The following is a 13,250-nucleotide window of genomic DNA, read 5'->3' on the forward strand; positions in this document are numbered from 1 at the left end:
TCCGCAGAGTTGGGTTGAAGAGCAAAATCCGGTCATCTCAACAAGATAACCGGATCCCACCTCCTCGTTAATACTGGAACTACGCTTCTACCAGCATCCGGCCCCGCATTTCCATATGCAGCGCGTGACAGAACCAGTTGCAGTAATACCATTGCACGCCCGGCTTATCGGCAATAAAGGTCACAGAAGCAGTCTGTTGCGCTCCGATTTCCATTTGCACACCATGATTGACCATACAAAAACCGTGAGTCAGATCCTCGATCATGTCGAGGTTGGTCACAATGACCGTCACTTCGTCGCCCAGTTTGACGTTGAAGGTATCCATACCGTAAGCCGGTGCGATCGACGTCATATATACACGCACTTTATTGCCGTCACGAATCACTTTATTGTCAGACTCCAGAGTGACACCGTCTTTTTTCGCCATTTCACGGGTTGTCGCAAAATAAGGATCATCACGAGACCACAGCTTGCTGGGTTTTACCTTGCTACGGTGCACAATTATGCAGTCATGGGGTTCGGCGTAGGCCGGACCGTCATGTATCAGCTTCATTTCATCCCCTGAAATATCAATCAGTTGATCATTTTCAGCACGCAACGGTCCTACCGGCAGGAAGCGATCTTTGGAGAATTTACACAATGCAACCAGATATTGGCCATCCGCATCACGAGTTTCTCCCATAGAGGTATGGTTATGGCCGGGTTGATAATGCACATCCAGTTTTTGCACAATGTAATTCACCTCTTCACCCTGGTAAGCCCGGATGGCTTTTTGTATATCCCATTTGCAAATCTGGCTGTCGATAAACAAGGTGGTGTAGGCATTGCCGCGGTTATCAAATGCGGTATGTAACGGTCCAAGCCCCACTTCCACTTCCGCTACAATCGTATCGCGTGGTTCAATTTTGCCTTCGAATAAATCATCAAACCGTCTCATATCCAGCATGGATACTGTGGGTGACAATTTGCCGTTGACCACACAATGAATGCCGTCCGGTGCGGTGTTAATGCCATGCGGATTTTTCGGTACAGGCACATAAGCAGTCAACGATGAGCCTTTACGCCCATTGACTACCGGCACGTCGGAACCGGGCAGCGTTTCAAAATTACCTGCCTCGATCGCCGCTTCGATACGTTCAATATTGAAGATAACCAGATGATCGCGTTCATTACGCATAGTACCTGCTAAATCAAGTGCATTTTCCGAGTTATAGCAGGTCGAAAAAGCATATTTGCCGGTGTAGTCAGCATCGGTATTGTCCAGATTACCGTCGACAATCACCTGCCATGCCACTGTCATGCTTTCAGCATCCACTGCCGAGAACACTGTGTAATATCCTTCGATATCCAGCATATTGCTGCTGCCATCATTCGGGTGGGGAATACGAAACTCGGCATTAGCAAATACATATTTGGTATGCGGCACTTTTTGTACCCGCAATCCATGAACCGTCTGGGCATTGGGAATGTCGACGATCTTATCGGTTTTCATGATGTCACAACGAATCCGTGCTACTCGGGTGTTGGACTTATCATTGATAAACACATATTTACCATCGTAATGACCGTCGGTCATGCTCATATGCGGATGGTGAGAATCACCTGTCAAATACTTGCTGTGGTTCAGGACTTCTTTACTTTCATTGGTAATACCGTATCCGGTGGCACTGTCGATATTAAACACCGGGATCCGCATCAGCTCTCGCATGGACGGCACACCGAGAATACGCATTTCACCCGACTGGCCGCCACTCCAGAAGCCATAATATTCATCCAGATCTCCGGGACCAATATTATGATGCGCCGCCCCATTTTGATGGGTATCGGCCAGTGTGGAGGTTGAGAACATGGACCCCATACCGGCACCCAGGGCGCCCACCGCACCTGCTACAGCAGTAGACGAGCCCAGAAATAGTCTGCGGCTCATTTTGACATGTTCACTGGCATGGCTGTCTTCCGTGTCAATCACGGGAAGGTTTTTATCATTTTTATCTATCATCTTTATTACTCCTGATCAGATCTACAAGTGAGTTAACTTCTTTTCTTCTCTTCTACAATGGCTATGGGAATAAAGCCCTTTTCCATTTTGTGGCGCTTGTTATATTGTTTAACCAGAGGCGGGCATTTTAATTCATCGTGATAAGTGACCTGGCAATCCAAACACCAGTGACATTCATTAGCATTGATTTTCCCGCTAGGATGAATCGCCTGAATTTCACATTCGTTGGCACAAATCTGACACTGGGTGCCACACTCCTTACGACGTTTCAGCCAGTCAAACAGGCGGAATTTTGAAGGAATCGCCAAGGCCGCGCCCAGAGGACACACATATCGGCAATAGGCTTTATGGGTGAAGGCCGAGATGAGCAATATCACTGCCGCATAAAGAACATAACCCCATTCGCGTTGAAATTTGAGCATGATCACGGTCTTGAAAGGCTCAACTTCAGCATAGCGTTCGGCTTCGCTCATTGACTCCAGCGAGATGGCAAACAGGATCAGCAGGATCAAATATTTCAGTGCCCACAGTCGTTCGTGCACGGAAAAAGGTAACTCAAACTGGCGAACACGCAATTTACGTGCTATCTCGCTAATGAGTTCCTGCAAGGCGCCAAAGGGACATAACCAGCCGCAGAAAATACCGCGCCCCCATAACAACAACGTTACGGCAACAAAACTCCACAGAATGAACATGACAGGATCAAGCAGAAAAGTGTCCCATTTGAAACTGCCCATCACGGAATGGACAAAGGTAAACACATTGACAATCGACAACTGTCCCATTGTGTACCAGCCGATAAAAAACAGGGTGTAAACCAGAAAGCTCAGGCGGAAAATACGGATAAAGCGAGGATATTTGACCAGCACATCCTGCATCACTATCACACTGAACAACAGTAACAAACTGATACTCAGCACCGTGATCTGGAAAACCTTATTGCGCCATACAGACACCCATAATGCTTCTTCCTGGGCTTCTGCTATTGCCACTGACGGCCGTTCGATATATTTTTCAGGAACAGTGTAGTCGCCAGAAAACCGCGTAATTACACTGTCCAGTGCCCCAACCTGTTTGCGGACCAGTAATTCCAATTGCCAATTTTTACCGATATCAAACTTGGATGAATCACGAATAATGAAAATGGCCATTTCAGAAAAATCCGGCATGTCTGGCAGATAAACATCATTGAGCCGGTGAAAGTCACTATCGCGGAACATAGTGGATTTATCAGCCTGCTGGATTTGAATCCGGTCGAAAATACCGCCTCTGACGTAGCCGCTTCCCTTGAACGAATAATCGCCATTGCCGAAAACTGCAATGGCGTGTTCGCCGGGTTTTAGTTCATTGGTCAGCCAGTTGTATTGATCATCACCCAACAGATTTCTGCCCACTGTCGGAATATCCAGCAGAGTGTAATACAGGTCAATAAAGGTCTTTTGCTTCCTTGCCGTCGCTTTACCTTTGCCCTTGAAAGCCGCTTTAGTGCCTTCAAACGCCTGGTCTATATCACCATAGCTCAGTTGCAGACGCCGGATAGCCCCCTCGCCGGTTAATTGCGACCAGTCAGCTTCACTAAAAACTTCCTTGTTAATAGTGGCTGCCTGTTCTGCCCCTTTATCGGCTAAACCACCGATACCGAGCAAACCGGCAACTTTTCTGGCCGATCGCATTACAACCTCATTGACGACCATCACTGTGACCGTCGCACCTGAGACGGAATCTATGCTGTGAGCATTCTCAATACCGGAACGTCCGACAATGACATGATCCCCGACCTGCATGCCTAATAATTGGTTGGCAAAATCAAAAAGCCGCTGTTCCGGTATACCGACCAGCAGAATAGGCTCGTGATGCTCAAGCACTCGAACTACTTTGATTTCACCCTCGGTATCAATGGCCACCAGCAGATTAACCGGTTTGCCCGAGTAAGCCGCCACATCAACCACGTCAACGGTTTCGAAGGCATAGCCGATAATATCGTTGCCTTGGTAGATAGTTCGTAGTTCGGGTTGTTTATGTGCGAACGGGACTTTATCGCTGATTTTTGTTGCTGCTGGAAAAGCGTCATTGAGGGTTGCTGTTTGCTCATCAAAACTGACAGGTTGCATTGCATGAACAAGGCAAGGGGCAACCACAAGCAGCAACAGAACCAGAACCAGTTGCAAAAGGTGATGACTCAGCCTCGAAAACATCATTGTCTCCAGAAAACAATAACTTTGAGTATACTCGTCTTTCATTAAAATTCACATAAGAGACATATAATATATACCTTTTATTGCTCAATTATTTGACATAGATCATAAGTTCTCTGCTAGGGGCTGTTGATCTTTGATGTTCGCCTCTGTTGCGCCCTGAAAAAGTGCCCATCAAGGCGCGAGGAGAGCGGTTTGCGAGATACATCCATGTAGGCCACGCCGGGTGGCGCTTTTTCAAACACAACCCGAGGGGGCTGAGGCTATTTTTGCGCCCAACTTCGTTGTCAACCGCTTGTGTAGGTCAGCTACACGGTGCTCTTCCCGCCTTGCCGGACACAAAAATAAACCATCACTGGATGGGACTAAACACCTAGCCTTATTGTCGGCTTCGAGTATCACGGTCCTGCCACCGCCGCCTGCTCACAGACTGATGTTATTTCTATCAGGTTCAATCTTTGCTCAGTGATCCGTTGCCGGGTCAGCGCCAGCATATTGGGCGAGTCCCAGTTGATACTGTCAAACAATGTGGGATGTGCTTGCGTCATGCCAATCATTGCATAGCCACCCTTTTCCGCAAGTGCCAGCACGACATCTTTTCCTGTTTTCAGGGCAGTAATGGCATATTCGTAATCTGCCAGCGAGAGCAACTGGGACTCGCAGTTGACCAGCAAGACCCGCGATGATGATTCCAGCCCGGTGCTGACGGCATTGAACATCCGTTCGCCCACATCGCGTCCTTGCTGGCAGTACAACGGCAACAGAAAGTCATGGACACATTCAACATAAAAGGGATGATATCTGTCCGGGTAGCACCAGAGTTCGAATCGACACAAAGCTGCATCAGAAATCAAAGTCAGCAGTCTGCGTATCTTCGCCATATGTGATGACGCATTTTGTTCTGCGATGACGCTGAAAACAGGCTGGGTCTTAAATTCATCAGCGATAGACGCTTGGCAAAACACCAGGATTGAGGTCTCCGGATAAGTGTACGTTGACATGAAGCCCTCCCTAACTAAAGTTTTTATTACTGGCCAAAGATATAGCAGACTTTTCTCAAATTCACGGCTCTTGTCCGAACAGTTCTATAACGTTTTTTCTCATACTGACGACCAAACGCAGTAAAAAATCCCCACCTCCCGCAAAGCTGCAAAAAAAGGGAGGGGGGCAGAGGAAAACCAATAGAAGCTGTTAAGAGCTTAAAGCAGTATTAATGGAACAGTTATAGGATAAATTCCTGTTTTGCCTGTTTGTCGGCATAAGATTTCAGGAATCTGTCTGACTTAAGTGTTCGTCACGAGGGGGATAGTCTAGTTTGAGTCATTTTTTGCACAATTTTGAGGCGAATAGTCGTTCTCTTTAAACGAGAAATTGTGTAAAAAAACAGCCAATTCAGTGTTTCCGCAAGAGGACAGACCCAAGTCCGACAATCCCCTACTTGATGTAGAATCACTAAATCTTGCGAGCAGGCGCCTTGTCGAGCGGTTTTTGAATGCCCACTGAAATAGTCATAATTTATGAATTTAAGTACCAGAGCCATAGCTAAACCGTTGTCCTTGCTATTCTGCTCTGCCTTGTTGGCCTGTTTGGCCGGTGATTTATCTGCAGACAGTCCGCACTGGCACCAACCAGATTACATCATCAACAGCTTTCTCAGTGTTGCCATGCAAAATGAACACGGTCCCAGTGATGGCAGATTACACAAGTGGCAAGTCCCTATCAGTTATCAAATAGAGGATCGCACCGGTGATCAGCAGTTGCACAAGAGACTGGTCTATCAACAATTTCAACATTTATCAGCTATTACCGGACTTGAAATAGTACCGGCCTCATCAGCTACCGGCTTTAATGTCAGAATCATTTTTTCATCCGAAGAGCAACTCTACAATGAGTTAAGTCGTGATTTAGGCCTTAGTAACGAGGCGCTGCGCAAACAAATAAGTCACGGAAGTGTTTGTATTGCCCGCTTCAAAACCAATCAGCATTCAGCCATCGAAAGCGCCGTTGTCATCATCCCTGTTGATCGCGCCCGGGCGCATGGCAAGTTGCTGGCCTGTATTGTGGAGGAATTAACCCAGATTCTCGGCATGCCAAATGACTCAACTGAAGTATATCCCTCAATCTTTAACGATTATTCTTTTAATGATTTTCTGACAGGACTGGACTATATATTACTGAAGCTTTTGTATAGTCCTGAACTCACAACAGGCATGGACACAGACCAAGTCCGTCAGAAGCTGCAAACCATGATCCAGAAAGCCGGGGTCGCAGCGCAACTGCTTCAGGCTGATCGGCTGGTAAGACAGCAAGGGCTGGAAACATTGCTCGACTGACAAACAAAAAAAGGCCCTGACTAGCAGGGCCTTCTTAGTTTTGATTAACCGTCGAGATTATTGATTAACAACAAAGTCAACACGGCGGTTAGCAGCACGGCCTGCTTCAGTATTGTTGTCAGCAACCGGGAAGTTTTCACCCATGCCGATTGGCAGCAGATTGCGACCATCGAGACCGCGAGAGGTCAGGTACTCAACCACTGCTTCTGCACGCGCCTGTGACAGTTTCTGGTTATATTCTTCGGTACCAATGCTATCAGTGTGACCTTCAACACGTACTTCAACGATACCGTCAGTATCTTTCAGTACCGTCACCGCTTCTTCCAGAATTTGTTTCGCTTCCGGAGTCAACGTTGCTTTGTCGAACTCGAAGTTCACTCCCGTCAAAGACAACAGGGTTTCACCTGGCAGAGGACAACCGTCCTGGTCAACGATAGTGCCTTCAGGCGTACCCGGACACAAGTCAAGGTAGTCGGCAACAGCATCTTTGTCAGAGTCCAGCGGACAACCAACACGATCTACTGTCACACCCTCCGGTGTGTTGCGGCAAAGATCAATGCCGTCATAGACACCGTCACCATCTGTGTCAAAAGCACAGCCATTTGCATCAAGCAATGCGCCAGGTGGTGGCGTCATCGGACAAACGGGCTCTTCTACCATAGGGGCGGCTTCGGCATCATCACCAGAGCACAATACCAGGGCCAGAATTGCACCGGCCGCAGCACCACCGGCAGTAGCACTACTTGAGCCACCAACAGCAGCAGCACCGGCACCACCGGCTAAACCACCCAGAGCAGCACATACAAAGTTATTGTCAGACACACGCTGATTAGGACCAGCGCAACCCGCGAGCAACGCGACAGCAAAGGCTGCAGCTAATAATTTACCTGATAGTTTCATATTGTCTTCCTTATCTTCCGGTAATTAAGTAAAAAACTGGCAAAGACGTCGGGATGGCGTAAATCCATACAGACACCAGACTGTTGTAGTTTGACCACATCATAAACCGAAATTCAAGTACAGTCTAATAAGTTTCTGAATTTTCGTTTTTAAAATGTATCAAATTTGCTACAGCGTTTACATTCTGCCAATAACACCTTCATCATCAGGCTCCAATGACAGCCCCTGAATGGCCTCGTCTTCCGGTAATTCACCAGACTCTGCACCCAGCTTGATCATCAGGCGGACCTCATTAGTTGAGTCCGCATTCTTCAATGCATCCTCATAGGAAATCTCACCCGCTTTGTAGAGGTCATACACAGCCTGGTCGAACGTTTGCATACCCAGTTCCCTTGAACGCTTCATGACATCCTTAACTTCGGCCACCTTGCCCTTTTCAATCAAATCCCCGATCAGAGGCGTGTTAAGCAGGACTTCCACTGCGACGGCCCGGCCTGTGCCATCTTTTTTAGGAATAAGACGTTGCGCCACTACCGCTTTCAGATTGAGCGACAAATCCAGAAACAGCTGTTTATGACGTTCTTCCGGAAAGAAATTGATAATACGATCCATTGCCTGATTGGCATTGTTGGCATGTAAGGTAGATAAACAGAGATGTCCGGTTTCGGCAAAAGCAATCCCGTATTCCATGGTCTCACGGGCACGAATTTCACCAATCAGAATCACATCGGGTGCCTGACGTAAAGAGTTCTTCAAGGCGATGCCGTAGGATTCGGTATCAACACCAACCTCGCGTTGCGTAATCACACAGCCGGCATGTTTATGATTGAATTCAATGGGATCCTCAATAGTCAGGATATGGCCCGTGCTGTTCTGGTTACGGTAGCCAACCATCGCTGCCAGTGTGGTAGATTTACCACTACCGGTTGCCCCCACAAAAATCACCAGGCCGCGTTTGGTCATTGATAGCTCTTTGATGATCTCCGGCAGATGCAGTTCCTCAATGGTCGGAATATCATCTTTAACCAGACGCATTACCATGGCAATACGCCCTCGCTGATACAAGGCACTGACACGGAAACGGCCTGCACCCTTGGTATCGATAGCGTAGTTACACTCCTTGTCACGCTCGAAAGTTCTCTTTTGGTCATCTGACATGGTGCTGAGCACCAAATCGCGTGCTTCATCATCGGCAAGTGCCTCTTGCGACAGCGTTGCCATCCGACCGCTCACTTTGAGCGTGACCGGCCGGCCGGCCGTCACAAAGATATCCGAGGCATCGTGCTTGACAGCGGCTTTCAGAATAGTCACGATTTCCATCGTTTTAACTCCTAACGGAATAAGTCTTTATTAACAGCTCTTGGCAGGGCTTCCTGTTTGAGCACCTGCTGTCTGCGTACCAAATCCTGCAAACACTGATCCAGGGTTTGCATACCAAGCGCACCACCCGTCTGAATGGCAGAGTACATTTGCGGCACTTTGTCTTCACGAATAAGGTTACGAATGGCCGGTGTGCCGATCATGATCTCATGGGCTGCAATACGGCCGCCACCGACTTTTTTCATCAGCGTCTGAGAAATAACCGCACGCAACGATTCGGACAGCATCGAACGCACCATATCTTTCTCGGCAGCGGGAAATACGTCAATAATACGGTCGATAGTTTTGGCTGCCGACGAGGTATGCAGGGTGCCAAATACCAGGTGACCGGTTTCCGCCGCTGTCAGCGCAAGACGAATGGTTTCCAGATCGCGCAGCTCACCCACCAGAATAATATCCGGATCTTCCCGCAAAGCACTGCGCAGAGCTTCACTGAAACCCAAAGTGTCACGATGCACTTCACGCTGGTTCACCAGACATTTTTTACTTTGATGAACAAATTCGATCGGATCCTCAATCGTGAGGATATGCTCGTTATCTTTTTCATTCCGATAGTTAAGCATGGCCGCCAGTGTGGTGGATTTACCGGAACCGGTCGGTCCCGTTACCAGCACAATGCCGCGGTTGTTATCAGAGATTTGTTTGAATATTTCCGGCGCGCCCAGCTCTTCAAGGGTCAGCACCTTGGAGGGAATAGTCCGGAAAACAGCTGCGGCACCGCGGTTCTGGTTGAATGCATTGACGCGGAAACGGGCCAGATTCGGAATCTCAAATGAAAAGTCGGCTTCCAGAAACTCTTCAAAATCCTTGCGCTGCTTGTCATTCATGATGTCATAAATCATCGCGTGGACTTCTTTATGTTCCATCGGCGGCAGATTGATACGCTTCACATCGCCATCGACCCTGATCATGGGGGGTTCACCTGCGGAGACATGTAAATCCGATGCCTTGTTCTTTGCACTAAAAGAGAGCAATTCAGTAATATCCATCCGCGTTCCCTAAACTGATTGTAGTAGTCTATTGGCTTTCTTTATGAAGCGATTGGTATAAAGGTAGCGCGCTAATCGAAGGCTTGCAACATGACAGAGATAAAAAAAAACCTGCAGACAATTCTCGACACCATCCGCCAGGCAGAAAAAGATGCCGGACGCAATCAAAATACGGTGCAGCTGCTGGCTGTCAGTAAAACCTGGCCAGCAGAAACATTAAAGCAAGTGGCCCGGCAGGGACAGCGACTATTTGGTGAAAATTATCTGCAGGAAGCACATGAGAAGATACGGGCGCTGAAAGGTCTTGATCTGGAATGGCATTTCATCGGCCCGATTCAATCGAACAAAACTCGTGATATCGCAGCCTGTTTTGACTGGGCACAGAGTGTTGACCGGCTCAAAATCGCCAGACGTCTTAATGAACATCGGCCTGCCGAATTACCGCCTCTTAATATCTGCATTCAGGTCAACATTGATAACGAGGACAGCAAATCCGGTGTCACCGAGGATGAGGTAATGGCTTTTGCAGCGGCCATCCAGCCATTGGACAGACTCAAACTGCGTGGTTTGATGGTAATTCCTGCCAGACATGAACATGACACAGAGCAACGGGATGCCTTTTACCGTGCACATCAGTTGTTTGAAAAATTACAGGCAGCGTATCCTGATATTGATACCTTATCGATGGGCATGACTGGCGATATGCAGGCGGCTATCAGCGAAGGCAGTACCATGGTACGAATCGGCACTGCTTTGTTTGGCCAGCGTGATACAAACAAGTCAGAATAAATATTAATGTTAATTCAAGATATGAACACAAAGGTGGCTCAATGAAACAATGCACACTCGCTTTTATCGGTGGCGGCAACATGGCCCGGAGCTTGATAGGCGGACTTATCGCCAACGGTTTTGACGCTGGCAACATTCATGTTGCCGATACCAATGCGGAGTCGCTGCAAACGCTCTCCGCCCGTTACCCGGTTCGCACATTCAATGACAATATTGAAGCTATCACCGGTGCTGACGTGATTATTCTGGCGGTCAAACCACAGCAACTTCAGCAGGCGGTCCGGCAACTCTCAACACACTGGTCAGCGGGTACATTGCTGATTTCCGTTGCGGCCGGTATCAGACTGGATGCCATCGCCCGCTGGCTGGCCCATGACAATGCGGCGATTGTGCGGGCCATGCCCAACACCCCTGCTCTGGTTCAGGCAGGCGCAACGGCGCTGTGTGCCAATGCCCATGTTGATAGGGAACAGCATGAACTGGCCGAATCGATTCTGCGGGCCGTGGGCCTGACCCTGTGGGTAGCTGATGAAAAACAGATGGATGCGGTAACAGCGCTGTCAGGCAGTGGCCCTGCTTATTTCTTCCTGGTAATGGAAGCCATGCAGGCAGCGGGAACAACGTTAGGACTACCGGAAGATACCGCCAGATTGCTGGCCCTGGAAACGGCTTTTGGTGCCGCCAAGATGGCGCTGGAAAGTAACGAGTCCGCCGGTGTATTACGCCAGCAGGTGACATCACCCGGCGGCACAACCGAACGCGCATTAAACGAATTGGAACAAGGTGATTTACGTGGTTTATTCAACCGCGCTTTAGCTGCTGCCGCGCAACGCGCCGACGAACTGGCTTTGCAACTAGGACAAGATCATGACTAACAGTTATCTGGCCAATCCCCTGATTTTTGTTATTGAAACCCTGTTTTACTTATACATGGTAGTGGTAGCACTACGCCTGGTTATGCAGTGGGCAAACTGGGAATATCATAACCCTCTGGTGCAATTTATTATCAAAGCCACGCAAGTGCCGGTGAAATTTTTGCGCCAATTCCTGCCGGCCATGGGACGCTGGGATACCGCCACTATCGTGTTGCTGGTTCTGGTGACGTTGCTGAAACTACTGGTGGTCGGCTTCATCATGGGTGGATTACCCTCTGGCATCATGCTGTTGCGCCTGGTGGTAGCTGAAATGTTTTCGCTCTTTATCAGCATTTTTACCGTCAGCATCATTATTGAAGTGATTTTGAGCTGGGTCAGCGTTGCTACCGGTAGTTATAACCCAGTGGCCGCTCTTATCAGCAAAATGAATGCGCCTTTACTGCGACCGGTGCGCCGCCTGATTCCGCCATTAGGCGGTATTGATCTGTCACCGCTGTTTGTATTACTGGGCCTGCAGGTGTTATCGATGCTGGTGATGCCGTTATTGACGGGTCGGATCTGACAGTAAGGATTGCGCCAAAACCACAGTATTATTAGACTTAACGCTTTTTCAACAGGAATCAACCCTTTATGCCGGAATTCATACCAGCCGATTCTGTTGGCCTGGTAACGCCTTCTATTTTGCATATTGATACACCACTGCAGCTGGACTGCGGTCGTACGCTGTCAAGTTACGATCTGGTCTATGAAACCTACGGTGAGCTGAATGCTGAGCATTCCAATGCCGTCTTGATCTGCCATGCTTTGTCTGGCGATCATCATGCGGCTGGTTATCATGCCATGGAAGATCGTAAACCAGGCTGGTGGGATACAGCTATCGGCCCCGGCAAAGCTATCGATACCAACCGCTTCTTTGTGGTAAGTGTGAATAACCTCGGTGGCTGCAAAGGTTCCACCGGCCCAATTACCATCAACCCGGATACCGGCAATTTATACGGACCGGATTTCCCTATCGTTACCGTACCCGACTGGGTGCGCAGTCAGGCGGTATTGGCCGATCATCTGCAAATTGAGCAATGGGCGGCGGTTATCGGCGGCAGTCTGGGCGGCATGCAGGCATTGCAATGGGCGATCAGCCTGCCCGACCGCCTGCGCCACGCTCTGATCATCGCGGCGGCCCCCAAATTATCGGCTCAAAACATCGCCTTTAATGAAGTCGCACGCACCGCCATCAAGTCTGATCCCGATTTCCATGACGGACACTACATGGCGCATCAGACTGTACCCCGGCATGGACTGGGGCTGGCCCGGATGCTGGGGCATATCACCTACCTTTCCGATGAAGCCATGGGGCAGAAATTCGGCCGCGAATTGCGCAGCGGTGCCATCCAGTATGGCTATGATGTCGAATTCCAAATCGAGAGTTATCTGCGTCATCAAAGCACCAGCTTCGTTGAACGTTTCGATGCCAACACTTATCTGTTAATGACCAAAGCGCTCGACTATTTTGATCCAGCCAAAGAATTTAATCATGATCTGACTGCAACGGTTGCTCATATCAAAGCCAAGGCATTAGTTGTTTCATTTACCAGCGACTGGCGTTTTTCACCGATGCGCTCACGTGAGATCGTCAACGCCATGCTGGCAGCCGGCAAATCGGTCAGCTATGCAGAAATTGAAGCCCATCAGGGACATGATGCCTTTTTGATGCCGATATCGCGTTACATGGAGATATTTCAGGCCTATATGCAGCAGGTGGCGATTGAACTTGAAGGAGCCTCGTCATGAAT

11 protein-coding genes are annotated in these 13,250 nt (G+C 48.8%); 5 read left to right on the plus strand and 6 right to left on the minus strand.

Annotated elements, in window-relative coordinates:
* Positions 1-79: 79 nt before the first annotated feature.
* The 3 genes from nosZ to OMP95_RS08770 all read right to left on the minus strand — a co-directional run bounded on the left by nosZ (position 80) and on the right by OMP95_RS08770 (position 5,195).
* On the minus strand, positions 80-1,999 hold the full coding sequence (gene nosZ, locus OMP95_RS08760; protein WP_266327894.1) for a TAT-dependent nitrous-oxide reductase: 1,920 nt from the start codon (positions 1,997-1,999) through the stop codon (positions 80-82).
* Positions 2,000-2,031: 32 nt separating this feature from the next.
* Positions 2,032-4,197 carry a transcriptional regulator NosR gene (nosR, locus tag OMP95_RS08765; RefSeq protein WP_266327896.1) on the minus strand — a complete coding sequence of 722 codons (2,166 nt, stop codon included), beginning with the start codon at positions 4,195-4,197 and terminating at the stop codon, positions 2,032-2,034.
* Between the two features lie 395 nt (positions 4,198-4,592).
* Positions 4,593-5,195, minus strand: a complete 603-nt coding sequence (locus OMP95_RS08770; RefSeq protein ID WP_266327898.1) for a TIGR04282 family arsenosugar biosynthesis glycosyltransferase — start codon at positions 5,193-5,195, stop codon at positions 4,593-4,595.
* A gap of 516 nt (positions 5,196-5,711) precedes the next feature.
* Here OMP95_RS08770 and OMP95_RS08775 point away from each other — a divergent pair.
* Entirely contained in the window at positions 5,712-6,527 is an 816-nt protein-coding gene (locus OMP95_RS08775; protein WP_266327900.1) for a DUF2927 domain-containing protein, read from the plus strand.
* Positions 6,528-6,584: 57 nt separating this feature from the next.
* Here the strand turns inward: OMP95_RS08775 and OMP95_RS08780 are convergent, their stop codons facing one another.
* The 3 genes from OMP95_RS08780 to OMP95_RS08790 form a co-directional block, all read right to left on the minus strand.
* Positions 6,585-7,427, minus strand: a complete 843-nt coding sequence (locus OMP95_RS08780) for an OmpA family protein (RefSeq protein WP_266327902.1) — start codon at positions 7,425-7,427, stop codon at positions 6,585-6,587.
* Positions 7,428-7,604: 177 nt separating this feature from the next.
* Positions 7,605-8,747, minus strand: a complete 1,143-nt coding sequence (locus OMP95_RS08785; RefSeq protein WP_266327904.1) for a PilT/PilU family type 4a pilus ATPase — start codon at positions 8,745-8,747, stop codon at positions 7,605-7,607.
* A gap of 11 nt (positions 8,748-8,758) precedes the next feature.
* Positions 8,759-9,796, minus strand: coding sequence for a type IV pilus twitching motility protein PilT (locus OMP95_RS08790; RefSeq protein ID WP_266327906.1), 1,038 nt, complete (start codon positions 9,794-9,796; stop codon positions 8,759-8,761).
* Between the two features lie 90 nt (positions 9,797-9,886).
* Here OMP95_RS08790 and OMP95_RS08795 point away from each other — a divergent pair, with 90 nt between their 5' ends.
* From OMP95_RS08795 to metX, 4 genes are all read left to right on the plus strand, one after another.
* Positions 9,887-10,585, plus strand: a complete 699-nt coding sequence (locus OMP95_RS08795; protein ID WP_266327908.1) for a YggS family pyridoxal phosphate-dependent enzyme — start codon at positions 9,887-9,889, stop codon at positions 10,583-10,585.
* Between the two features lie 41 nt (positions 10,586-10,626).
* A complete protein-coding gene (gene proC / locus OMP95_RS08800) occupies positions 10,627-11,460 on the plus strand; it encodes a pyrroline-5-carboxylate reductase (protein WP_266327910.1) in 834 nt (277 codons plus the stop codon).
* Complete coding sequence (locus tag OMP95_RS08805; RefSeq protein WP_266327912.1) at positions 11,453-12,022, plus strand: YggT family protein; 570 nt, start codon at positions 11,453-11,455, stop codon at positions 12,020-12,022. Before proC ends, OMP95_RS08805 begins: the two co-directional genes overlap by 8 nt.
* Positions 12,023-12,090: 68 nt before the next feature.
* Positions 12,091-13,248, plus strand: coding sequence for a homoserine O-succinyltransferase MetX (gene metX / locus OMP95_RS08810; protein WP_266327914.1), 1,158 nt, complete (start codon positions 12,091-12,093; stop codon positions 13,246-13,248).
* The last annotated feature ends 2 nt before the right edge of the window (positions 13,249-13,250 follow it).

The organism is Methylophaga sp. OBS4, from assembly GCF_026319305.1.
In the GTDB taxonomy this organism is placed as follows: domain Bacteria; phylum Pseudomonadota; class Gammaproteobacteria; order Nitrosococcales; family Methylophagaceae; genus Methylophaga.